Genomic DNA, 24,832 nt, shown 5'->3' with positions numbered 1-24,832 from the left:
TTAATATCCTGTTTCGCGGTTATTTACCTTATCCTGCATTTTTCTGAAGGAAATGATATCACGATAGCGTTTTGTTTTAGTGGTTATGCTGGAAACCATTTGCTTTGATTCCAACTCTTTTGCTTTAAGAATTTCGGCACGTTCGGCATCGCTCATTTTTAGATAGTCGCTGGACAGGATTTTATCAATAAAATCCACCGTGTCCAATGAATTTTGAACTATGGCATCGAATGATTCCACAACTCTTGAAACTTCATCTGGTTTGATGTAAGGCGAGTTTAAAATATCCTGTAAATCATTTTGCATTACATTGATAAGGCGTTGATTGTTGTCTGCAATTTCTTGAACTGCTCTAAGTTGCTGAACCACACTTGAAACCTTTTCGATGGCCTCTTTTGCATCTTTTAAAAATTTTACAGACTTAATCATTTGAGCTGTCTGCTTGCCAGATTCTAAGAGTTGTTTTACCAAGCTGATAAAATTGGTATTGTCATAAGTGGGCATTCCCTGTGCAGTAGCGTTACCCGACATAAATAAGGTCAATGCTACTGTCATTAGTAAAATTTTGATTTTTGTCTTCATAATATTATGTTTTAGATGTGAATTGAATTATTGCTTTTTCCATATCGTGATGCTCGTTGTAGAGCTTCATTATTTCTTCGTTTTCCTGACCATCGGTTAAGTAAGCCGCATAGACTTCCTTCGGAACTTCAAGACGGAATATGTTACTTTCCCTACCGATTTTAATAAACATTTCGGTGTACTTCCGTGGTCCGGAAAGGTTGTTTTTGATGGACTTTAATTGGTTTAAATCGTGGCTTGAAAGGTTGAGTCTTTTAACCAGTTCGTCATAACCTTTTTCATTGTTAAGGCTGTAAATGACCTGCGTATTTTCCAATATGCTGGCTGAAGTTGAATTGTTAGGCAATTGATTAATGGATTGTAGAATAATCCCAATCGCACCGTTTTGTTTACGTATGGCTTGATAGTAGAATTCTACGCTTTCCAGAACATTTTCAAACTTCAGTTGCTTGGCAAACTCGTCGAAAAGGATGATACCTTTTTCAGCACGGTTTTTCCAAATAGTTCTTTGGATGGCTGACTTTATCAGCTTCAACATTACAGACAAGATTTCCTTATTGTCCTTTACTTCATCCAGTTCAAAAACTATCAAGCGTTTGTCCTCGATTTTGTACGTCTGGTCTTCGCTCACTTCAAAAAGGAAACTATATAGACCATCACCGACATACTCGGACATTACGTGCAAAAAACTCGTGACGTTAAAGTAATCGGGATGGATTTTTAAGGTGTCCAGAAGGTCTTTCTGATTCCTTTCTATAAAGCTGTAAAAACCATCTAAAGAGTGATTTTCTGGAATGTTATCGTAATAATGACGCAGTATCTTTTTGACCGAAACTGATTGAGCTTTTGTAACTTTTAAATCTGAAGCAAACAGCTCGAATAGGAAAACTGATAAATCTTCCAAACGTTCTGGAGTGAGGTCATCTTGATGACTAATGTAAAATGGATTAATGCCCAAATTCTTCCCGCTCTCATAACGCAGTACTGTATATTTTTCAGGATAGAGTTTAGCAAACTTGGTGTATGAGCCACCCAAGTCGATAATAACGAGACGAACACCACTTTCAAAATATTGGCGCAGGATGTTATTGGCCAAAAAGGATTTGCCTTCGCCTGTTGGCGCAAAAATGGCAAAGTTTCTTGCCTTGATGCGTTTCTTCTTTTCATCCCAAACATCCTTCAGGACAGGAATGTTATGTTCACGGTCATTAAAGATGATTCCGGTGTTATCAGATTTATAGTTTGTATTGTTGATGAACAGGCAAAGTGCGTGCTTCAAATCTGTCACATACAAATCATTATTTGAGAAGTTGGAAGAGAAACAGCAGTAACTATTTAGGATGTAATTCTTACGTTCTTCGCCTCTTGGATAATACGGGATGATATCCAATTCCTTAAATTCGGTCTTTATTTTTGAGGTTATCTTGTCGAGCTCTTTGCCTTCTTTTGCCCAATAAACAATATTGAGATGACCACGTATAATCCGTGCATTGTCATCCGCATTGATTTGGTCTAGAATATGCTGAATTTTGCCTAGTACCACTTTGTTTTGAGAACCAAAATTGGAACTCTTGTTCAGTTCCTCAATCTTCTTGTCGAGCAGCTTGCGCCACTTTTGTTTATCATCGAGATAGATTATCTGGTTGACGATATGATTTTCATTAAGCGTAAGCCCAAGACCATCAATAAACCCTTGATGAAACACAAAATCATCTGATGTGAATTTCTCATTGGTTTTGCTACTCTGTACACTTTCGCCAAAGCACAGTTCGCTATTGATGGCAAGGGCATCAAAATGGTTTTCGCCAATATTGACGCTTTTCTTTTCCAGTATTATGTCAGTATCAAAGCCTTCGTTGAATCCATTGAAATAGGAACTAGTGAGCTTCTGAATCTCTTCCGCTTTAAGCGGAAGGAACGCCATTTTTCTGCTATTGTTTATAAAGGAAACAGAGTCGCTTACCGAATTGACGAAGCTTTTGATATTGTCATCCAGTTCTTGTACAATTCCTTTTGAAACCTTTCGGAAGGGATTGACGTATTTTGGATTGTTGAGGGCCTTGTTTTTGGTCAGGATGAAGAACAGATAACATTTATGCTCTATGTGTGTACGGCCTTTAAAATGTTCGTGGGTTGCTTTTTCTAAAAAGGTTTTATTCGGAAGCTGTTCCGAGGAATAGGATTTTTTCAGGTAGATATCCTGTTTGTGAACCACTGTTCCAACAGGCAAAGATTTTAAAGCCTGAAACCAAGCACCGTGCATATCTTCAAAATCCTTTTCGGACAAAGAATAGATTTCGGGTAGGTTTCCTTCAAAACATAATACCACATTGCCATTATTGGCAAATACGATATTATCTTGAATATCCGTAATGGGTTGATATGCCGAAAGATTAATCTTGTTCATAATCGAAGCCTGAATTTCTTTTGTTACTGATGATTTGTGGAAATGCTTTTGCCATTTGGAAAAGCTGCGGATTGTGGTTTATTCGAGTCAAGGCGACATATAATGCAGCATTGAATACCAGTACACCTATTATTATCCCAAAGCTGAAAGAGAAGATGATGATGAGCAAGGAAGCCAAAACGGAAACCATCATTAAGGCAAACAGGGAAATGGGCAGCCCAAAAATGACCGCCCTTTTCCTGATGTTTTTATAGACCTCAAACTTCTTCATCGTTATACAACAATTCCTATGAGGTAAGTAAATATGCCTACGACGGCACCTGCAATCAATACAAATACTAAAACTCGGGTAATCCCCTTTTTTAAATCTGCATTTTCCCCAAAAAAATGTCCTGCGTTGAACAGGAAACCTACAAGGAAGATTACACCGAGTAGTATTGGAAAAATAATTCGGATAGTGTCGCCCACATCGTTAACTGAATCTTCTATGCCACCAATTTGAGCAAAAAGCGAAGTGGATAAGAGCGAAAGAATGGATGCTAAATAGTGTGATTTTTTCATAACGGAAAAGTTTAAATTTTTAGTTCATTTTCGTTATTGGAAATTTACATATATTTGAACATAAATAACTGATAATCAAATATTTGTGAATAAAATATTATTTGATTTAGTTTGAATTCCGTTGTTATTATTTAGCATCAAATTCTATGGATTTTTGCAAGGAGGTTGTTGATAACCTGAAAATTGAAAATGAAAAAAGTGCTCAAAAACGTCAGTTTTGTGTTTTTGCTCTCAAAAATGCGCATCATTTTTGGGCAGGAAATTTCTACTCAAAAAAAATTGTAATTGATGTTGGACACGGTGGAAAAGATTCTGGTGCTATTGGAATAAATGGCGTCAAAGAAAAGGATGTTGTACTGGATATTGCATTGGAACTTTTGAAGCTCAATGAACAGTCTAAAAATCCAATGGATATTTACTTGACGAGATATAGCGATACGCTTATTTCTTTAACCGATAGAAGCAAATTGTCCAAAGTTTTGGAAGCAGATGTATTTATTTCGTTGCATTCCAATCATTCCGATAATCCGAACGCTAGAGGAGTGGAAGTATATGTAGCAAAAGCTAATTCACAATATACAAAAGATGCCACTTGGTTAGCTTTTCAATTGCAAGCTGTGCTTAATAAAGAATTGGGTTTTGAAAGTAGGGGTGTGAAGTTTGCAAATTTTCAAGTTCTACGGGAAACGGTTGGATATTGTCCCTCTGTCCTTTTTGAATTGGGGTTTTTGAGTAATATAGATGAAGGCAGCTATATTTCAGATTTCATAAATATTCAGCGCATCGCATTATCCATTCTGTTATCCATTCAAAATCATTAGAATTATGAAAGATATTTTTTTAGAGTTGACCAAAAGCTTGAAAGCTATAATAGAGCAGTTTATTTCAGAAGTGATTTTATTATATAAATCTTTCAGAGGTTGAGTTATTCCCTATTATTAAACTCGTAAATCTAGTCTGGATGATAAGTGTTGCTTCTAATTATTTAAATTAAGTTTTGGCAGAATACCAAATATTTGCCAATGTTTAACTATTACTGCGATTATTTCCTTTTATCCCTAGCCCGCTTATCAAAAGCAATCAAATTAAACAGCTCACGCATTCTGCTTCGAACACGATTTCCGTAGCGTTCTTCCAGTTCTTCAGCGTTCAGATTAGTGGTGGCGTGGGTTTTAATTTTCTTTTTGGTTTGCAGATATAATTCGTAACGAGACAAGAGCACTTCGCCCATTACGTTCAGATCCTTGCCATAAAACCTTCCAGCAGGCTCGACGCCTAAATCATCAAAGCAGAAAAATTTTGTATTACCATATTCCTCGATAGTCTTAAATCCCAAGTGATTAAAACTAAACGCTACATTTCGGCAGGGAATCATTTCATATGGTCGTTGCATTGGCACAATGTATCGCAGTAGTTTCATCAAAGTGGTCTTTCCACACCCTACAGGCCCTGAAAGAAGTATGCCCTTGTCAGGATCGATATCATCTTTCAGACAATTTTCTTCATCATTGATGAAATAATGGCATAGTTTGCGGATGATAACCGTGTCCTCATCATAGATTCTAAATTGTTTGCCAAAGAGCAACTTTCCCTTTGCATCCAAGTAAATCAAGATTTTGTCAAAATCGTAGAGAACGCTTTTACCATCAAACTTTCCGAGCGAGTATTCCACGCCACCTTCGGTAATTTTAGAGGGGTTGTCCATAATCTTTGTTTTTAGTGGTTCGCAAGTTGTCCTTGATTTGGGACGGTTGTTTTTTGTTTGGTTTGTTTTCCTCGGTATATAGCTCTGTTCTGTCCATCCAGTTCGTGGCCAAAGCACGCCAATCTCTAATTTCATTTCCATCACTCGTTTTCCAGTTCCGAGTTTCGTAATGCTCGAAGAATTTTTTTCCTTCATCGGCAATAAAACCTTTTTCAATAAAAAAATCAATAACGACCTGCCAGCCCTTTGGTTGTTTTATATTGTTTATTTGTTTGGTATTGTTTATAGTAGATACCAATGCTTGTCCACTGGTGGGATGGTGCAAGTCCACAACTTGTCCATTTTTGGGATGGTGGTGTCCCTCAAGCGGTACAACTCTGGGATGGTACTGTTCCGCAAGTTGTTCTAATATGGGATTGTACTGTCCCGAAACAGGTTCATCACTAGTCCCAATTATGGACATCTTGATTTTACTGCCCTTGTATGGATTGTTGGATGGGAAATAGCATAGGTAAAGCCACGAGTCTAAATTTGTAACGCATCGATGATACGTAGATTTTGAGCCTATTTTGGCAGCTCGCATCAAATCCCTTCGATTCACATAAAATTCATCTGCAAACCGACTACTATTCCATTCCTGAAATAGCGCCATATAAAGGGTTATGTGCGTGGGATTTAGGCGGTCATCGAAATAGAATTTTTCAAATGCCGCATTAAGTAGCTTTATGTAGTTCATCGCTTAAGAATTTAAACCGTGCTGTACACGATTTGATGTCATCACGCCTTGAATTTCCTCGGCATCGTAGTAGATAATACCCCCAACTTTTGTGTATGGCAATGTTCCGTTTATGCGAAGATTCTGTAATGTCCCTGGACTGACTTGAAGCAAATCCATTACTTCGGAAGATTTTAGATATTTCTTAAGTTTTCCAGTTGCTTGTTTAGATAGAAGATTCTTAATGTCATCAAGCAATTCCATTTTGAATTCTCGAAGGTCGTCGGTGGTAATAATATTTGCTGGCATAATAGAACGATTTTAAAGAAAGGGACTATCGTTTCGATTTCAACTAATTTGATAGCCCCTGATCTGATTTGACTTTCGTTCTACAAATTTGGGATGGTTTATTGGATTTTAATCCCAAGTTGCACCCAAGTAGGGTGTTTTTATTTGTTCATTTTCAATGGTTTAGATTAGTTCTATTTGGGGTTTGTTCTTTAAATCATCTATACCAAATGACGATAAATAAAATTAATTTTACTTTTTCCCAAGTTCAACCCAACTTGGGAAAAATTTTAACGTTTTGAATTTTAAAAAAATTATCCGTCCGTTTCTTCCATTCGCCTTAAAAGTGTTGATTTTAGTCTATCGATAAACTTGGTTTGGTCAATTTTTCGTTCTCTAATTTCTAGAAAAGTTCTATATACATTTCCGAGTTTGAGTTCAAATATATCCTCACAAGCTGAAGCCATTTCTTTAATGCCAGCGGTACCACTTTTTATTGCCCCAGATGCCTGTAAGGCATAAATCAATTCAATGAGGTCTGTTTTTGAGGCTGTCCAACCAAGTCGCTCACCATTTGATAAAGTGTTCAATTTATTGGGTTTACTGTAGGAGAGGTCTCTTAAATAACTTAATTCCCCAACGTAGTGGCTAATTAGAAGGTCATATGCCATAATTTTTGCAATAGCGCTATCGTGGCTTGTAGAAAATTCTGCATCAGTATAAAAGTGTGATGTGTCAGAAACCAAGCTAATTTTGTCGTGTCCGCGTAAAAAATAAAATTCATCTAAAAGTTCAGAATCCTCTCTGTAATATTTGATAAAGTCTATATTTCGTCTATTGCTTTCTTGAAGCCTATTTATTTCTGAATCTATAAATTCTTCTTGGGATTTTATTGTTCCCGCAGGCCTATTTATTAAAAAATTATAGAGTTGGGCATAAAATTTTAATCTGCTGTAGATGTAAGGCTTATGTTTTTTAAAGAATATTATTTCGTTCTGTTGATCCACGAATTCATTTTCCCTAACACATATTCGTAACTTTTGTAAATATCGTCTTGAAATGGAAATACCTTTTTCAACATTATTGAAATCGCCAAGGTTAGATTCCTCAACTATTTTTATTTCCTCTTTATAATTGTCTAGTATTATATGAATTAGCTTGTGCATAGTATTATTGGGGCTTTGGATTTGGGTTAAACATCTATAAGTAATACGTATGTATTTTATGGCGGATTTTTAAGAAAAAATAGAGTGCTAATAGCAACCAAAACAATGATTCCGGCAATAATGAAAGGATAGTAAAAACCACCTGTAATCAGCCACGTTCCTAAAACGGGGCCTAGAATCTGACCAATGCTATTGGTCGAGCTCTGGATAGATATGTTCCTGCCAGTATCTTTGTTTGATGTCAGTGATACGGCCGATAGCAAATTTGGTGTTACCATAGCACCTCCAGCAGCAAATACAATGATTAATGCATATACCAAAATTTCATTATTAAAAAATGGAAAGGCTATTAAGGATAATCCAGATATAAATAGCCCTAGAGCAATTTGTTTCTTTGTGGATAAAAACCTCTCTCCGTAAGTAGCGAACACGGGTTGTAAAACAGCCATTATTGAACCACATAGCATAAAACCAATACCGACTTGATTACTGTTAAACCCTAATTCATCTTTACCATAGATTGAAAAAGCAGTTTCAAACAAAGTCACTACAAATTGAATGACAAAGGATAATACCAGTAATACGATAAAATATTTAGTAAATGTGAAACGCAAGCTTACTTTTTTTGTAGTGAACTTATCTACACGAGCGGTGTTCTTTAGCCATTTCATCACAACGAAAAGGACAATTAATCCTAGTATGGCAACGAATAAAAAGGGGACTGAAAATCGGTCTAAATGCAGCAGACCTATAGAATATCTTATATGAATGTCAGTTTGGGATAAAAAGCCACCAATGACAGGGCCGAAAATAACCCCAGAGCTAATGGCAACGCCAGACCAAGCCATTATTTTTGTTCTCCGTTTTTCAGAAGTAATATCGCTTAAATATGCGTTGTTAACTGGAATAACTGAAGACGTGAAAATACCACCAAAGATTCGAGCGATATAGAGCATTGTCAAGGATGTGGCCAGACCAGTAAGTAATTGCATAATTACAAAACCGATTAGTCCACAAATAATAATGGGTTTACGACCGTATTTGTCTGAAAGCTTTCCCCAAACCACCACAAATAATAACTGAAAAAATGGATAAATGCTCGTAAGCAATCCAATATGGAAATTGATAAGGTCACAGTATCAAGATTGTCCTTTAACGCTAATCGTTCGGTATAATAGGGAAGGGTAGGTAATAAAATGCCATAGCCCAACATCACTACAAACAAACTCAATAGAATTAAAAATATCCTGTTGAGTTTTTCTTTTCTATCCATTTATTTTTTACCGATTTTTCGCTTCAATAATTGCGCATTAATAGCCACTATAATTGTACTCAAACTCATAAATACCGCTCCTACAGCTGGTCCCAAAACAAAGCCGGAAGAGTATAGAACACCTGCAGCTAATGGAATGGCCACCACATTATACCCAGTTGCCCATATTAGGTTCTGAATCATTTTATTGTATGTAGCCTTTCCGAACAAAATTAGGTTTGCAATATCTTGTGGATTGCTATTTACCAATATAATATCGGCTGTTTCGGCGGCTACATCAGTACCAGAACCAACAGCGATTCCTACATCAGCTTTGGCAAGTGCGGGCGCATCGTTTACGCCATCTCCAGTCATAGCCACAAACTCTCCTTTGTTTTGCAACTCTTCTACAATTTCTACTTTTTGGTGTGGTAGCACTTCGGCATAATAGCCATCCAACCCTAATTTTTCACTCACAGCTTTGGCTGTTTTTTCGTTATCCCCAGTTGCCATCAAAACTTTGATATTATTCTTTTTAAATATTTTTATAGCTTCCGCAGATTCAGGTCTTATTTCATCAGCAAGCGCAATGTATCCTGCTAGTTGTCCTTCAATTAATACAAATACAACAGTTTCAGCAGCGTCACTATAAGCATCTTCAGGAATAGTTATTTTTTCATCCCTTAAATAACCAGGACTAACCACTTTTACTTGCTTTCCTTCTACATTTGCCTCTACACCTTTACCAGTGATCGCATTAAAGTTTTCAGGCTTTGGGATTGTAATATTGTCTTCTTTAACTTTTTTAATAATCCCAACAGCAATTGGATGTTCTGAACTTTGTTCCAACGCACTTGACAGTCTTAAGATTTCATCGTTTGAATAGGACGCATTTACAGATTTGATTCGAGTAACGCCAAAGTCCCCTTTGGTCAAAGTCCCTGTTTTGTCAAATAGTAAGGCGGATATCTTACGTGATTCTTCAAAGGCAGTTCTATTACGGATTAATAATCCATTTTGTGCAGATACAGCAGTAGAAATGGCAACTACAAGAGGAATTGCAAGACCCAATGCGTGTGGACAAGCGATGACCATAACGGTAACCATTCTTTCTAATGCATACACAAACGGAAAGCCTAAAATCAGCCAAACTGCCAACGTACCAAAACCAATAGCCAAAGCTATATAAGTCAACCATTTTGCTGCCCTATCGGAAAGGTTTTGCATTTTAGATTTGGTCTTTTGTGCTTCCTCAACCATCGTAATAACCTTATTGAGATAGCTGTCTTTTCCTGTATGTTCCACCTTTACCTTCAAAGTGCTATTGCCATTTACTGAACCACCTATTACCTTATCCTTTTCTTCTTTTTTCACAGGCTTGGACTCCCCTGTAAGCATTGATTCGTTTAAATAACTTGAACCTTCTACTATGATACCATCAGCTGGAACTTTCTCTCCAGGCTTTACCAAAATCACGTCATTTTTTAACAAATCTTCAAGTGGTATATCTTCAATAGTGTCGCCTTTTACCCTGTGAGCTTCGGCAGGCATCATACTAACTAAAAGTTGTAATGCTTTTGAAGCGCCTAATACACTTTTCATTTCTATCCAATGACCAACAAGCATAATAGCAATTAGGGTTGACAGCTCCCAGAAAAAGTCAACTCCTCGTAAACCAAAGACAGTTGCAGAACTGTAGAAATAGGCGACACTTATTGCCATAGATATAAGTGTCATCATCCCAGGTGCACCATTCTTTATTTCGGAAACAAATCCTTTAAGAAAAGGCCATCCGCCATAGAAATATACAATGGTAGAAAGCGCAAAAAGAATATAAGAATTTCCGGGAAGTAAAAATTCATACCCAAAAAAATCTTGAATCATTGGCGAGAAGAACAATATTGGAATAGTAAGTACTAGCGTTACCCAAAACCGTTTTCTAAAGTCTGCAATCATCATTTTATGATGGTCGTGACCCATTTGTCCGTGACCCGGATTATGACCCGAATGGTCTCCATCTCCATTTTTCATTTTGGAATGATCCATTTTGGAATGATCTTCTTTTTCGTGGTTCATTTTAGAATGATCCATTTTCGAATGGTCCATTTCGTTGTTTTTGTGCTGCTCGTGATTTTCCATTATAGTATTGTTTAAGTGTTATCGTAATTTTTTTCTCATTGCTTCCGATATGTTTTCGGCATAGACGCCATAAGCATCAACTAAAAGACCTTTAAGCCCTTTTTTGGAAGATATTGCATATAAAATGCTGTTATCATCGGTACTGCTCATTCCTTCAAAGCGATATATTTTATCCACATTAAAATCTTCTGGTCGAATCTCAATTTTCAGGGAAGCACATTCCAGACATTCAGGTTTTAAGTTGAAATCATAAGGGTATTCGTTTGCCTGTAAATCGTTAATAGCTTCTGAAAGGGTGTCATAATTTTTCATTTATTTTTATTTATAAGTCATTGTAAAATAACTGTTGTCTTCTTCGGTAAATTTTTGAAAGGTCAATAGACCTTGTGCATTTAATTTCTCGTTAACAGTATAATTGAGTTGCTTAATGCGAATTCCCAAGGCATAGGCCTTAATGTTGATTTTTGCTACCGTAGGTCAGGTACTTTTTTCAAGATACCTACAATTTTATTCACGGGTTTTATAAGTGCTCAACCAATGATCTTCCTAATATTAAGGAAGAACAGTCACTTTGATGCTCCTGTGACTTCTGCTTAATTACTTTTAGGCAGCGATTACGTACCATACTCATAATCCAAAATGCTTTTTAATTGCTTATAGTAAATAAAATTATCATTGAGTTTTAAGTTAATGGTTTGAAAAGTCTATATCTTACAGGGTTAATAATATTTTGTGATGCTGAAAATAGAGTACAACAAATGTTAGCCAGAAGTGAAACTTTGGCTATAGAGGGAATGCAGATTAAAGTCAATCTGCGATGTAGAAAATCAAATTAAGAAGGTCTCGTTGAGAATTATAATATCTGTAGATAATAAAGGCGGCCTGTAGGTTTTAAAAGAAATGACGTTTTCTTCTAGCCCCTCGAACAGATTAATATAAGTATTAAAAAAAGTATTTATGAAAACTAAAGTATCAATCTCTAAAATTGTATTGGACTTCTTAAAGGTGTCATCTCCTTCTTTTACAATGGTTTGATTATCGCAACAACTTTTCTCTTGTATGGAAGTACATTGCTTGGAATTATTATCTTTTTTTTGTACAATCTCCATACAGGATTCTGCCTTACTAAAAAAAGCCATATCCACCAATTTATTACAGCAAAAGTGCATATCCACCGTGAAAGAAGAAGTAGAAAACAGTATAAAAACTGCTAAAAAAAAAGATAGTATTTTGGTAAAAAAAGATTTCACAGTATTAATAAATTTTGTCTAACATTAAATGTTTTCGTAAATTAAATGCTGCTGTTTAACAAGCTTGTTATCAAATTTTTATGAATTAACAGCAAAATTAATTAATGCGAAGATAATTTTAAAGGTTCAACAGAAATATGATTTTTGTCATTAATGCAGATTAACTCAAAATTTAAGTTGTAAGAGCACATATATGGTTCGTGGTAAACTTGGTATGATCCCTGGGCCCGGATAGCCCGTCGCACGGCGTGTAAAATAACTTTCGTTCAAAACATTGTTGACCCCCGCTTCCAGTTTAAACCGATTATAGGTATAGGAAAAAGAAAGATCCATAATATTATAGGCAGGTATTTCACCTACAATACCACTCTGGCTTTGAAAATCCCTGGGCGAATTGGTGGCATCGGTAAACTGTTGGCCCAAATAAGTATATTGCAAACTACCCAAAAAGTCTTTATACCCAAAATTTAATCCTGTTTTTAGGTTAATACCGGGAATGAACTCCACTTTTTTGCCCTTCACATTGTTTTCTTGGGAAGAGGTGTATTTTGAATCTGTAAGGGCCAGGTTGACAAAAGTACCGAGTTTGATATCGTTTTTTTCTGTGGACAGGGTTTCCCATATATTCCAGTCCACAAAACTTTCAATGCCATAGGTAATGGCATCCCCTATGTTCCCTCTAAACCGCTCCTGTTGGATATCACTTACTTCCCGTAATATCACACCCAAACGATCTTTGTAATTTAAAAAAAATGCTCCCACATCATAGGAAAGGTATTTCTTTATTCGCCCGCGAGCCCCTATATCAAAAGTATATCCTTGCTCATCTTTGATGTTGGGATCTACGGTCAATGACGGATTGGTAATTCTAATATCATTAAAAGTAACCGAGCGGTAATTCTGGCTTATATTCCCATATAGTTCAACCGTTTTATGGGGTTTATAACTTAGCCCAACACCCAATAAAATAAAAGAACGTTCAAGATCACGGTTATCCGCCACATCTTCGTTTAAGATGGGGTTACCTGCAATATCAAAGTTGATCCGTTTAAATTCGCCCCTACTTCTAGTCTTTATATATTCAAACCGTAGCCCAGGAGTTACCGAAATTTTTTCGGAGAACTTAAAGACATTTTCGGAAAACAGGGCAAGGTTCAAGTTCGGAAACCTAAAATCGCTTTGCCTTGGGTAGTTGGGGTAGGTCTGTTCTTCAAAATTAAAATTGGCGTTGCTGCCGTTGCTGCCGGGCCCCTGCCGCTCTGTATTATTGGATTGATAGTACTTTCCACCAAAAAGCACCGTATTCTCTTTTCCGAAGAAATTATACCGCGTCAACAAACGGGCCTCTGCCCCCCAATTGTTAAAATTACCTACTATCAATTCCCTTGGAGCCTCCACATCATCCTCCTGTGAAACCCTGTTTTCGCGAAAACCAACCGATTTCCTATAGGCGTCCAAGGCAAAGAGGTTGAGGCTAAAATCGGTTTTATTGCTCAAAGCGTGTTCCAATCGCATAGCATATAATTTCCAATCCACATTAAACCAGTTTCGGGTTCGGTTGCTAAACGTGGGGTCTTCCTCAAACTGTTCATCGGTAAGACCGCCCGGTTGCTGTGCCAAATAGTTTAAATAGCTTACCTCAAAGGAAATTTTGGTCCTTTCTGTAGGCGAATAATCCAAATGTACGTAGCCATTGAAGGATTCAAACTGGGAGTTGGGACGAAAACTATTTCCTTTTTTATAGTTGAAAAAAGTATAATAACCTACCTTGCCCAAGGTCCCGCCTAAACTGTTAAAACTGGTGAACAAGTTGTAAGAACCCAAGGATTGCCGGGATATCCACTCTATTTTCTTGTTGGGATCGGGTTGTTTCAGTTTAAAATTGATAAGGCCTCCAAATTGTGTCCCATACTGCAAAGATGCCGCACCGCGTACCACTTCGATCTCTGAAATGGATTCAGCCGGCGGTGTATAGTAACTTTCGGGATATCCCAGTACATCTGCAGAGATGTCATAACCATTTTGTCTTGTATTGAAGTTTGCACTGCGGTTGGGATTGAGGCCACGCCCACCAATATTCAATTGCAGTCCCGCATCGTTGTTTTCGTAGATATTGAGCCCGACCACTTGGGAGTATATCTGCCTGGCATTACCGCCGGCAAGGTTAGCGGTAAGGTTGCTTACCAATACCACTTCGCTCTTCTTGCCCGCATAAATGGCAGTTCCCTCAACGTCCCTTAATCGTTTTAGGGCGAAAAGGCGTTCTTTTCTTTGGGTGACCACTACTTCAGAAAGTTCTATGCCCAAAGATTCAAGTTCTAAGTTCAGTGACGTATCATCGGAAATGCTAACCTCGTGATCCAGTATAGCATACTCGTAGGCAAATACGGTAAAATTATAGGTCCCTTTTGGAATGTCCTGAAATTTGAAATCCCCAAAATCATTCGTGATGGTTGATTTTCTTAGAGTAGTGAGAAACACTTCGGCATTTGGGACAGGTTCGTTGGAAGCTGCAGAAACTACTTTTCCCTGAACCACATATTGTGCAAACATTGCAGAACTTGTGAAGGCAAAAAATAGGGTTGCGATTATATGTTCTTTTTTTAAATACATTTTTTTGTTTAAAAACCTTTGATTTCATCCTTAAATTCCAATATCCAGTCCTTAGGCCCAAACGACTCTTCTTGCTCCAGTAAATTTACTTTTGGGTCAATATAAGGTTGGCTAAGCCTGCCATTCAGTGCTACATAGCTCTCTACATAGACCGCTACATTTTTATGGCCTTGTGCTGTAAAATGTTTTCCGAGGAACTGGGCGTACTGAAGGATAAAGTCGGGTTGGGTGCTCATCTGTTTTTCCTGAAATGTTGACAGAAAATCGGTATTGTCAACAAGGAAAGCTGTTCCCTTTTTTTTATCCACAATCTTAAATTGTGCATATCCAGCTTTTTCCATTAGCATTACCCGCCAAGAAAAACGGTATCCCTCCTCGGTCCAAAAAAGCTCGTTTTTGTAGAGCAGATAACGCCAAGGAAAAAGTAACTGAAAGGCAATAAACAAACCCACGATAAGCATTGGGGCCATGGTTTTATTGCGATAGGTTTTATTGCGTATCCCTGCATCTGCCTTTTCCTTTTTAATCCTAAAAATAGTCGAAAGCGTTTTCAATATTTTATGGTGGACTCCCGCATCGAAAAAAACGAGTGCGCTCACTATCATCACATAAGGGAACATACCTATGGGAAAGAGGATGCGGGTCATCAAATGAAAAATTACCACCAGACCGAAAGCTGCCCAACGGGTGGGTCTATAAAACAACAAAAACGGTATCGCCAGATCATAGGCGGCACCGCCCCAGCTAAAGGCATAGTGAAGCCATTGTTGCTGCATTAAATTTCCCAACAATGGCAGGTCATATTGGGCCGGCAACCATATCTTAAGCGGCATTGCCCCAACGAGCCAGTCGCTGTTCAGTTTTGCCAGACCGGCGTAGAAATAGACTAGTGCAATCAATAATTTTATGGCATCAACGGTCCATTTGGGAATCTGTTTATAGGCCTTATCCTTATTCCTTTGTGCATCCATTGAATAATAGGCATTTGCGGGAAGGAAGATCATTAAAAAACTAAGACAACTAATAAAATAGTAATGGTTAAGATAGGTCGTCTTATCCATCAACTCGATGTAGGTAAAGCTTAAAAAGAAAAGGATGATCGCCATTCTGTATCGATACCCCAACGCAATGCAGATTGCGGAGATACCGCAGATAAAGAACAATAAATAGGTGTAAACACCCAAAGGCCGTACCCATTCAAACCCATAATATGAAAAAAAGAATTTGGGTTGAATATAAAGTTTATCGATCCAGCCATAGCTCCAAAAACGGACGATGCCAAAAAACATCATCAGTCCAAAAAAAATACGAAAGACCGCCAACGGGGCAGCCTCTGTAGTTATATTTCGGTATGCATTTAAACGTGAGGCCATTGACTAATCGCCATCGGCATCTACATAATCCACATTTATGCTCAGTGCCTGCAACATATCCACTTTTAAGAGGATAACGTTGCGTTGTAGCTCATCATAAGTACTTAGCATTTTGGTATTGTCAGTTTCAATCTGTAGAGCAAAATTATTGTTCAGTTCATTTGCCTGGGTTTCTGCAGCATTGAACTGCGCATTGATAAGGCCACCTAGATCCTCCCCATTTTTAATACTGTTCAAAAAATCAAGATAGGTCTTGAAGCTTTCCCCGGTAGTATTGTTGTTAAAGTATTTTCCGTTGAAAAAATCCTGGCTTGCCTTAACTGCTGTTAGCATCAATTGTTTGGAAAAATCTTTTTTATAGCGCGCCTCTACATTTTCGGGTAATGGTTGTTGGGAGAAAACACCTGCGGGTATCCCTACTTTACCCGCCCGCAACGATTTTTCAAAATAGAATATATAGTCGTTCGTTAGTTTGTCAACAGATCCAGTAGCCGAAGAACTAGTATTTGCAACAAAAACATCCCTAAAGTTGGCATTCCAATCATCGAGTACTGTTGTGGTCAATTGCAGGATAGTTTCCGTAAGGGTGCCGAGATAATTTTTATATCCCAGGGCATTGCCGTTGGTAGTATAGAAACTTACAATTTCGGTATCTGTTGCTCCAAGACCGTTGATCAGATAATCTATAGCAGGGAAACCCTGTACATCCATTGTAGATGGCAAGGCCAGATCGTAAGAACCGGTGGCTACAAAATCTTCAATTTTTTGGGTGTTTGATGGATAAATATTCAGTCGGTTTCTGTACCGTAACTCTTCGGCCTTGCCTATTTCGAACATAGAGACCTTTTGAAAGGAAATGTAGGCCGCTGTCCACGAGGCGCGCAAACTCTGTAGGCTTGCCTCTGTAGGCTCATTTGAATAGACCGTTGCGGCATTGTTCAGGTTTTCGGCCTCTGTTTTAAAAGAAGTATATGCAGGGACAATGATATTATCTGCCCAATTTAAAAGCATTGCGCCACGATCAAAATTATTGTTAGCCGGTGGCAAGTTTTCGTTCCCATTATCTTTTGAACACGCTACAATCAGCAGTCCGATACTAATAAAACTCCAAAGTTTCCAGTGTTTCATAACTATTTTTTTTAAATCAACCGATTTTTCCATCGGCGGTAAATCGGTTGATGTGGCTAATTCAATTTTTATTTAATTTGCGCTGGCAGCTTGCTCGACCGTGAAGTCAAATTTAGCGGCAATAGCTTCAGTAATACTGTCCAGTGTTGAAGGTTCAAGGTCCCAAAAACCATTGAGTCCATCCGCCAAGAGAGCAGATGTAAAACCATCAACTTCGCTTGTGCTAAAGAAGGAAGTATCTGTACTCTGGTTTCTAGTAAAACGCAAGCTAAAAACAAACCCATAACCCTCAGAAAGGTTTTGGAATGCGGCGCCAAAATCACCGTTTGCAAGCAAATTTTTTCCTTGTTGTAAATAGTATACCGCACGTATGGCAATTACCTCGGATATTTTTTGACGTATAATGGCAGCCTGGGTATCCCGTACTGTATAATCTTTTGCCACTATCGCGGCACGACCCAATTTGAATGCATCAAAAATATCGGCAGCAATGGTAGAAAAATCCGGGTCTGCGTTTACTGTGCCCAAATAATCATTCAAAAAACTATCATCGCCCCCAATGGTTACATTCGGGTTGGCTGCATCAACGGATGTTCCGTAGAGGTATCCATAGGCCTCGTCCCAATTATGTTCCATCGTGGTAAAGGTCTCTCCATCCTCTGTAATCCCATTGTCGTTGTCCGCAACTTTATTATCAGCATCAAGAACAGCTATGCTGAGATAGTTGTTAAGCATCTGATCTGCCATCAGCGCCCCAATAAGGCTTTTTGCAAACATTTGGTTGTACACAAGTCCTTTAGCGTTAACATACCGGGTTTTTGTCCCATCGGCAAGTTGACCGGCACTGCCAGCGACTGCTAGGACATCCTTGTTAGGGAATACCTCATTGACCTGACCGGAAATATAGCTATCGAATAGGTTTCTTATAGCTGCCGCTTCTGTGGTGTTTGCGCTAAAATAATCTTGGGACGCAGCCGTTTTACTGCGTACGTTTTTATCTGACGCATTTAAGGCAGCGTCTGAAAAATCTAGGTCCCCTTCCTGATGTGCATACATTGCCTGCAAGGATATCACAGTCGTGTTTTCGAAATCTGTAAAGGAATTAAGGATTTCTTCAGCCATTAAAATTCGGGTGGTCTGGCCACTAAAATCCACTGTGGATTGTCCATCTCTTTCGAAGGTGTAGTTTGAAGGCACCTCAATGTTTGAGGTTTCAGTAATCGGCTCATCATCAGAAGAACACGAAGCAAAAATAAGGCTTCCTATAATTGCGGTAAAAAACATTTTTTTCATCATTAAATTTATTTAGACTTAATATAAGTAAGTGATTATTTCAGCGACAAAAATAGAAATGAAATTTAAAAAAACAAACTTATTTAGAACAATTCTTAATAATAAATTTAAAACAGGTTTGTATTCGGCATTTTTCTAGAAATTAGATAATCTTTCATATAGATTTAGGAGAATATGTTGCATATGAAATCAAAATTATTTGTTAAATAAAGAAAATTTACTTGAAATTTTGTATTTTTGTAAAATTAATGAAGAAAATCTTTTTTAAAATATCAACATTCTCTATGGCACTGTTAGTGTTGTTGTCAACCGTATCATTTACGGTAGATAGTCATTATTGTGGAGATATTTTTGTGGACTCTTCATTATTTGGTCACGCTCAAACTTGCGGTATGGATGTTCAACAGCAATCGCAGTCATCAGAGTGTGATATTTCTAAAAAAGATTGCTGTAGTGATGAACAAGTGATTGTTGAAGGGCAAGATACTTTAAAAACATCGTTCGACAAATTAGATAAAGACCAACAACTATTTGTTGCTGCTTTTATCCATACCTATATACACTTATTTTTCGAATCTCAAGAAGATTTAAATTCATACAGAGATTATACGCCTCCTCCCTTGGTCAGGGATATTCAAGTTTTAGACCAGACTTTCCTTATTTGATTTTTAAGTAATTAGAACTGTAGTCCTGCATTAATTTGTTTTGGACATTTCTGCTTGTTTGTCACTTTTAAACAAGATTTATAATTACTTAATAATCATTTCTATGCTGAATAAAAGCATCAAATTTCTAATAGAAAATAAATTAGTAGCTGTTTTACTATTAGCTTTGTTCGTCGGTTGGGGCGTTGTAAACGCACCTTTTAATTGGGAGACCGGTATTTTGCCTACTGACCCTGTAGCTGTGGATGCCATTCCCGATATTGGTGAAAACCAACAAATTGTTTTTACCAAATGGCAAGGGCGCTCGCCACAGGATATTGAAGACCAAATTACGTATCCACTTACAACTTCGCTTCTAGGTATTCCAGGCGTGAAAACTATTCGTAGTTCCTCTATGTTTGGGTTTTCCAGTATCTATATCATTTTTGAAGAAGATGTGGAGTTTTACTGGTCACGTAGTCGCATTCTCGAAAAACTCAATTCGCTTCCTTCCAACTTGCTGCCAGATGGCGTTAACCCAGCTTTGGGCCCTGATGCCACAGGTTTAGGACAAATATTCTGGTACACCCTAGAAGGTCGTGACAAGGATGGTAATGTAACCGGTGGTTGGGATTTACAGGAACTGCGTAGTATACAGGATTATTATGTGAAATACGGATTGTCATCGGCAAGTGGTGTTTCCGAAGTAGCGTCTATCGGCGGTTATGTTCAGGAATATCAAGTAGATGTGGACCCGGAGAAAATGCGCCAATACAATATTGGATTAAGTGCCATTGTCAAAGCCGTTAAGCAGAGCAACCAAGATATTGGTGCACAAACATTGGAAATCAATCAGGCCGAATATCTGGTTCGTGGTTTGGGCTATGTAAAATCCGTTGCAGATATTGAAAATGCCGTGGTCACTTCAGAGAATTTTACGTCTATCCGAATAAAAGACATCGCAACTGTTCATTTGGGACCGCAAACTCGTCGTGGTATTTTAGATAAAGAAGGTGCCGAAGTTGTTGGTGGTGTTGTGGTAGCGCGATATGGCGCCAACCCTATGGAAGTTATCAATAATGTAAAAGAGCAAATCGCTGAACTGTCATCTGGGCTTCCAACAAAAGTTCTGGCAGATGGCCGCACCTCACAAGTGACCATTGTCCCCTTTTACGACCGTACCCAGCTTATTCAAGAGACCCTACACACGCTTAATGAAGCACTCACGCTTGAAATCTTAATAACCATTCTGGTCATTATCGTAATGGTGTTCAACCTACGCGCATCCATCTTAATTTCAGGTTTGTTACCCGTTGCAGTATTAATGGTTTTCATTGCAATGAAACTTTTTGATGTAGATGCAAATATTGTAGCATTGTCAGGGATTGCCATTGCTATAGGTACAATGGTGGATGTGGGCGTTATACTGGCCGAAAATATGATTCGGCATTTGGAAGATGAAAAATTACGCTTTCGCGAAAGCGGAATCGAGTACACCACAAATGAAATCATCTACAATGCAACTGCTGAAGTTTCTGGTGCAATTTTAACGGCAGTATTAACAACCATTATCAGTTTTATTCCTGTATTCACTATGATAGGTGCTGAAGGAAAGTTGTTTCGTCCACTCGCATTTACAAAGACAATGGCGCTCACGGCGTCTTTGGTTATCGCCCTTTTCTTGATACCACCATTTGCCGCATTCCTTTTCAAAAAGAGTACTATTAGGGAGCACGCTAAATATATTATTAATGCTGTTCTCATCGTCCTTGGTATCACAGCCATCTTCTATGGTTATTGGTTGGGTATTATATTAATTGCCTATGGAATCGTTGCAATTTTGAGTGTACGCGATATTATCACGGCAAAAAGAGCCAATCTAATACATATCGTTATTTCTTGTATTGCTATTGTTTTCCTTCTAGCCGAATACTGGCGACCACTAGGTTTTGACCGCGGTATTATAATGAACTTGATTTTTGTTGCGATTATCTGTTTCGGATTACTGGGGGCGTTTTCAATTTTCCAAAAATATTACGACACTATATTACGTTGGGCACTTCAAAACCGATTACTGTTTTTAATAATTCCGACCACAGTGTTGATTTTAGGGGCCATAATAATGCGCAACACGGGTAAAGAATTTATGCCATCGCTCAACGAAGGCTCATTCCTGTTAATGCCAACATCCTTGCCACACGCAGGTGTTGAAGAAAACAAGCGTGTGTTACAGCAGCTTGATATGGCCGTAGCCAGTATTCCTGAAATCGAAACGGTAGTAGGTAAATCGGGTAGAACAGAATCTGCTCTTGACCCTGCGCCGCTCTCGATGTATGAAAATGTGATTCAGTATAAGTCTGAATATATGCGAAACAAGAATGGCGAGAGACAACGCTACCGCGTAAACGATGATGGTTTATTTGTTCTGAAAAATGATAAATTCATTATTAATCCAAATAATGAAATCGATGATGACGCTAATTATGAGGCCTCGCAACTAAAAACAAATGCAACCCATAACGATTTAATTGAAGACGGCAGCGGTGAATATTACCGAAACTGGCGGCCAGAAATCGACAGCCCAGACGATATCTGGAATGAGATTGTGAAAGTGACCAAATTTCCAGGGGTGACTTCTGCACCAAAACTACAACCTATCGAGACAAGGCTCGTAATGCTTCAAACAGGTATGCGTGCGCCTATGGGTATAAAAGTTAAAGGGCCAGACTTGAAAACAATAGAAGCTTTTGGTCTACAGCTCGAAGACATTTTAAAACAAGCTGAAGGTGTAAAAGAACAAGCTGTCTTTGCAGACCGTATTGTGGGCAAGCCCTATTTACTAATTGATATAAAACGAGACCAATTGGCACGCTATGGAATTTCCATAATGGATGTTCAGGAAGTACTTCAGGTAGCTGTGGGCGGTATGCCGCTTACTCAAACGGTAGAAGGTCGTGAGCGGTATGGAGTAAGAGTGCGCTATCCGCGTGAGTTGCGTGCAAACCCAGAAGATTTAAAAGATATTTATGTTCCGGTTGAGAAAGGAAGTCCGGTTCCACTGAGCGAATTGGTAGACATACGTTATGAACAAGGTCCACAGGTCATAAAAAGTGAGGACACCTTCTTGATAGGGTATGTACTGTTTGATAAACTCGATGGTTTTGCCGAAGTTGATGTGGTCGAAAATGCCCAAGCGCTCATTCAACAAAAAATAGACAATGGTGATTTGATTGTGCCACAAGGTATTAATTACCGTTTTACGGGTACGTATGAAAATCAGCTGCGCGCAGAAAAAACACTTTCCGTAGTTGTGCCTTTGGCATTGCTTATTATTTTCTTGATTCTGTATTTCCAGTTCCGTTCTGTTTCCACCTCGTTGATGGTATTTACAGGAATCGCAGTTGCCTTTGCAGGTGGCTTTATAATGATTTGGCTTTACGGTCAGGATTGGTTCTTCAATTTCAGCTTTTTTGGTGAGAATATGCGGGATTTGTTCAATATGAAAACCATCAATCTAAGTGTTGCTGTCTGGGTTGGCTTTATTGCGCTTTTTGGTATCGCAACAGATGATGGTGTAGTTATGGCTACCTACCTCACACAAACTTTTGACAGAGAGAATCCCAATGATAAAAAAGGAATCCGACTTGCCACATTAGAAGCTGCTGGAAAGCGAATTCGTCCGTGTTTGATGACTACTGTTACCACCGTGCTTGCACTCTTACCTGTACTTACTTCTACGGGAAAAGGAAGCGATATTATGATACCTATGGCAATCCCCATTTTCGGTGGGATGATTATAGATATTACATCCTACTTTTTAGTACCAGTATTATATAGCTGGAAAAAAGAGTACCAACTTAAACGAGCAAACAAATGAAAAATATAAAAATTATTACCTGTCTTTTGTTTGTTTCCGCTTTCGCGAAAGCGCAACAACTACAATCATACATTGAAGAGGCACAATCTAACAACCCCGAGATTCAAGCCTTTGAACTGCGCTATAACATCGCCGAAGAAAAAGTGAACGAAGCAAACTGGCTGCCTAATACTGAAGTGAGTGCTGGGTACTTTGTCAGTGAGCCCGAGACCCGTGTTGGGGCGCAGAGAGCACGTATTGGCTTTAAGCAAATGTTGCCTTGGTTCGGGACCATAACGGCAAGAGAAAATTATGCAGCCTCAATGGCTGAAGCTGAATATGTGGAAATCATAATTGCCAAAAGAAAACTGGCACTTTCTGTAGCTCAATCCTATTATCGTTTGTATGAAATACAAGCAAAGCAAAGGGTGCTCGATAAGAACATTAAATTATTAGAAACCTATGAGCGTCTTGCCCTTACATCGGTTGAAGTAGGCAAGGCATCTTCTGTTGACGTTTTGAGATTACAGATTCGTCAAAATGAATTGCAACAGCAAAAAGAGGTGCTCGAAGAGGAATTTGGGTCAGAACAAATCACCTTCAATAAGCTACTCAATCGTGATGGAACTATGATGGTTGATGTGGTCACATTAATGGAAATTCCAAGTGAAAACGCCGTATCTGGTAGAGATGCACTATCACTTAATCCTGAACTGCTTAAATATGATAAACTCTACGAATCTATAGCACAATCTGAATTGCTCAACCAGCGTGAGGCATTACCTATGTTTGGTTTTGGGGTTGATTATCTACCAGTGAGCGAGCGAGCGGATATGAATCCAATAGACAATGGAAAGGATATACTAATGCCTATGGTTTCAGTTTCCATTCCCATTTTTAATAATCGGTATAAATCTATTTCAAGGCAAAATGACTTGCGCCAACAAGAAATCGAGACTCAAAAAGCACAACGATTGAATGTTTTGGAATCCGCTTTCGCAAAAGCAATATCGCAACGCAACCAAGCACGAATAGCATATAATACACAAGAGAACAATCTGAAACAAGCAGAAGATGCTGAAGAAATTCTCATTAAAAACTATGAAACGGGCACCATTGATTTTAATGATGTGCTGGATATCCAAGAGTTACAGCTCAAATTTCAGTTAAATCAAGTGGAATCGATACAGAAGTATTACACACAATCTGCAATTGTTAATTACCTAATCAACTAACCGGATGGAAAAGAAATTATTTATAAAAAATATGGTGTGTAATCGCTGTATTAAAACAATCCAGAGTGATGTTGAAACATTAGGGATTCACTTAAAGCATATTGAATTGGGTTCTATTATTTACGAAGAGAAATCTATAGATGATTTTGAAAATATAAAAAATGTTTTAGAAAACAATGGTTTCGAAATTTTACTGGCGCAAGACCAGCAATTAGTAGAGCAAGTTAAAATTGAACTTATTAAATTATTACAAAAATTACCACTTCAATTAAATAAAACGCTGTCCAAGCATTTGGAAAGTAAATTAAACCTTGAGTACTCAAAAATCAGTAAAATATTTTCTGTTACGGAGCATATTACCATAGAAAAATACTTTATAAAACTCAAGATAGAAAGAGTGAAAGAGCTGATTCAATTACAAGAGGGTAATTTTACGGAGATAAGTCAGCTGCTTGATTACAGTAATGTAAATCATTTAAGTAGGCTGTTTAAAAGTGAAACTGGTATGAGTCTGACTAATTATAAGAATAATCAAAAAAGTATTAGAAACCCTTTAGATCAAATAAGGTAGATAACAACCATAATTATGACACAAACTTCTCATAATCAATATTAATTTTAAAAA

Annotated in this window: 21 protein-coding genes; 5 read left to right on the top strand and 16 right to left on the bottom strand. The window is 38.0% G+C overall.

The features are described from left to right. From ACH3O9_RS05020 to ACH3O9_RS05005, 4 genes are read right to left on the bottom strand one after another with little or no spacing between them, the layout of a single operon-like run. Positions 1–582 carry a hypothetical protein gene (locus ACH3O9_RS05020; RefSeq protein WP_031427460.1) on the bottom strand — a complete coding sequence of 194 codons (582 nt, stop codon included), beginning with the start codon at positions 580–582 and terminating at the stop codon, positions 1–3. 4 nt (positions 583–586) lie between these two features. Continuing rightward, a complete protein-coding gene (locus ACH3O9_RS05015; protein WP_031427461.1) occupies positions 587–2,989 on the bottom strand; it encodes a TraG family conjugative transposon ATPase in 2,403 nt (800 codons plus the stop codon). Next, complete coding sequence (locus ACH3O9_RS05010) at positions 2,976–3,260, bottom strand: hypothetical protein (RefSeq protein WP_073100513.1); 285 nt, start codon at positions 3,258–3,260, stop codon at positions 2,976–2,978. The genes ACH3O9_RS05015 and ACH3O9_RS05010 overlap by 14 nt, the downstream gene beginning before the upstream one ends. A 2-nt stretch (positions 3,261–3,262) precedes the next feature. Then, entirely contained in the window at positions 3,263–3,550 is a 288-nt protein-coding gene (locus ACH3O9_RS05005) for a hypothetical protein (protein WP_034886797.1), read from the bottom strand. A gap of 146 nt (positions 3,551–3,696) precedes the next feature. On the opposite strand from ACH3O9_RS05005, the gene ACH3O9_RS05000 reads away from it, so the two are divergent. Then, the gene (locus tag ACH3O9_RS05000) at positions 3,697–4,371 is read left to right on the top strand and encodes an N-acetylmuramoyl-L-alanine amidase family protein (protein ID WP_416444929.1); all 675 of its coding nucleotides are present in this window, start codon (positions 3,697–3,699) and stop codon (positions 4,369–4,371) included. A gap of 221 nt (positions 4,372–4,592) precedes the next feature. On the opposite strand, the gene ACH3O9_RS04995 is transcribed toward ACH3O9_RS05000, so the two are convergent. From ACH3O9_RS04995 to ACH3O9_RS04940, 12 genes are all read right to left on the bottom strand, one after another. After that, entirely contained in the window at positions 4,593–5,255 is a 663-nt protein-coding gene (locus ACH3O9_RS04995) for an ATP-binding protein (protein WP_034886801.1), read from the bottom strand. Continuing rightward, the gene (locus ACH3O9_RS04990) at positions 5,239–5,991 is read right to left on the bottom strand and encodes a hypothetical protein (protein WP_031427467.1); all 753 of its coding nucleotides are present in this window, start codon (positions 5,989–5,991) and stop codon (positions 5,239–5,241) included. The genes ACH3O9_RS04995 and ACH3O9_RS04990 overlap by 17 nt, the downstream gene beginning before the upstream one ends. Positions 5,992–5,994: 3 nt before the next feature. Beyond that, positions 5,995–6,279 carry a helix-turn-helix domain-containing protein gene (locus tag ACH3O9_RS04985; RefSeq protein ID WP_031427468.1) on the bottom strand — a complete coding sequence of 95 codons (285 nt, stop codon included), beginning with the start codon at positions 6,277–6,279 and terminating at the stop codon, positions 5,995–5,997. A 293-nt stretch (positions 6,280–6,572) separates the two neighbouring features. Further along, positions 6,573–7,424 carry an RteC domain-containing protein gene (locus tag ACH3O9_RS04980; protein WP_031427469.1) on the bottom strand — a complete coding sequence of 284 codons (852 nt, stop codon included), beginning with the start codon at positions 7,422–7,424 and terminating at the stop codon, positions 6,573–6,575. A gap of 56 nt (positions 7,425–7,480) precedes the next feature. Beyond that, a complete protein-coding gene (locus ACH3O9_RS04975; protein WP_416446631.1) occupies positions 7,481–8,491 on the bottom strand; it encodes an MFS transporter in 1,011 nt (336 codons plus the stop codon). Between the two features lie 206 nt (positions 8,492–8,697). Next, complete coding sequence (locus ACH3O9_RS04970; RefSeq protein WP_031427470.1) at positions 8,698–10,815, bottom strand: copper-translocating P-type ATPase; 2,118 nt, start codon at positions 10,813–10,815, stop codon at positions 8,698–8,700. 18 nt (positions 10,816–10,833) lie between these two features. Next, positions 10,834–11,127 carry a hypothetical protein gene (locus tag ACH3O9_RS04965; RefSeq protein ID WP_031427471.1) on the bottom strand — a complete coding sequence of 98 codons (294 nt, stop codon included), beginning with the start codon at positions 11,125–11,127 and terminating at the stop codon, positions 10,834–10,836. A 515-nt stretch (positions 11,128–11,642) separates the two neighbouring features. Continuing rightward, positions 11,643–12,065 carry an HYC_CC_PP family protein gene (locus ACH3O9_RS04960; RefSeq protein WP_128766269.1) on the bottom strand — a complete coding sequence of 141 codons (423 nt, stop codon included), beginning with the start codon at positions 12,063–12,065 and terminating at the stop codon, positions 11,643–11,645. Between the two features lie 165 nt (positions 12,066–12,230). Next, a complete protein-coding gene (locus tag ACH3O9_RS04955) occupies positions 12,231–14,678 on the bottom strand; it encodes a TonB-dependent receptor (RefSeq protein WP_031427473.1) in 2,448 nt (815 codons plus the stop codon). Positions 14,679–14,686: 8 nt separating this feature from the next. Then, positions 14,687–16,051 carry an HTTM domain-containing protein gene (locus ACH3O9_RS04950; protein ID WP_031427474.1) on the bottom strand — a complete coding sequence of 455 codons (1,365 nt, stop codon included), beginning with the start codon at positions 16,049–16,051 and terminating at the stop codon, positions 14,687–14,689. Between the two features lie 3 nt (positions 16,052–16,054). Beyond that, positions 16,055–17,179, bottom strand: coding sequence for an imelysin family protein (locus ACH3O9_RS04945; protein ID WP_031427475.1), 1,125 nt, complete (start codon positions 17,177–17,179; stop codon positions 16,055–16,057). Between the two features lie 72 nt (positions 17,180–17,251). Then, positions 17,252–18,472: a DUF4856 domain-containing protein gene (locus ACH3O9_RS04940; protein ID WP_031427476.1), complete on the bottom strand. Its 1,221-nt coding sequence runs from the start codon at positions 18,470–18,472 to the stop codon at positions 17,252–17,254. A 248-nt stretch (positions 18,473–18,720) separates the two neighbouring features. Here ACH3O9_RS04940 and ACH3O9_RS04935 point away from each other — a divergent pair, with 248 nt between their 5' ends. The 4 genes from ACH3O9_RS04935 to ACH3O9_RS04920 all read left to right on the top strand — a co-directional run bounded on the left by ACH3O9_RS04935 (position 18,721) and on the right by ACH3O9_RS04920 (position 24,778). Next, complete coding sequence (locus ACH3O9_RS04935) at positions 18,721–19,137, top strand: HYC_CC_PP family protein (protein WP_013073638.1); 417 nt, start codon at positions 18,721–18,723, stop codon at positions 19,135–19,137. A 103-nt stretch (positions 19,138–19,240) separates the two neighbouring features. Next, positions 19,241–22,993 (top strand): efflux RND transporter permease subunit, encoded by a 3,753-nt coding sequence (locus tag ACH3O9_RS04930; RefSeq protein ID WP_013073637.1) that lies wholly within the window; start codon positions 19,241–19,243, stop codon positions 22,991–22,993. After that, positions 22,990–24,207, top strand: coding sequence for a TolC family protein (locus ACH3O9_RS04925; protein ID WP_013073636.1), 1,218 nt, complete (start codon positions 22,990–22,992; stop codon positions 24,205–24,207). The genes ACH3O9_RS04930 and ACH3O9_RS04925 overlap by 4 nt, the downstream gene beginning before the upstream one ends. Before the next feature lie 4 nt (positions 24,208–24,211). Further along, positions 24,212–24,778: a helix-turn-helix domain-containing protein gene (locus tag ACH3O9_RS04920; protein ID WP_008610774.1), complete on the top strand. Its 567-nt coding sequence runs from the start codon at positions 24,212–24,214 to the stop codon at positions 24,776–24,778. Positions 24,779–24,832: the final 54 nt, after the last annotated feature.

The sequence above is a fragment of the Leeuwenhoekiella sp. A16 genome, assembly GCF_047946675.1.
Taxonomy (GTDB): Bacteria; Bacteroidota; Bacteroidia; order Flavobacteriales; family Flavobacteriaceae; genus Leeuwenhoekiella.
The sequence above is the reverse complement of the archived record's forward strand: the minus strand, read 5'-3'. Positions and strand labels throughout refer to the sequence as shown.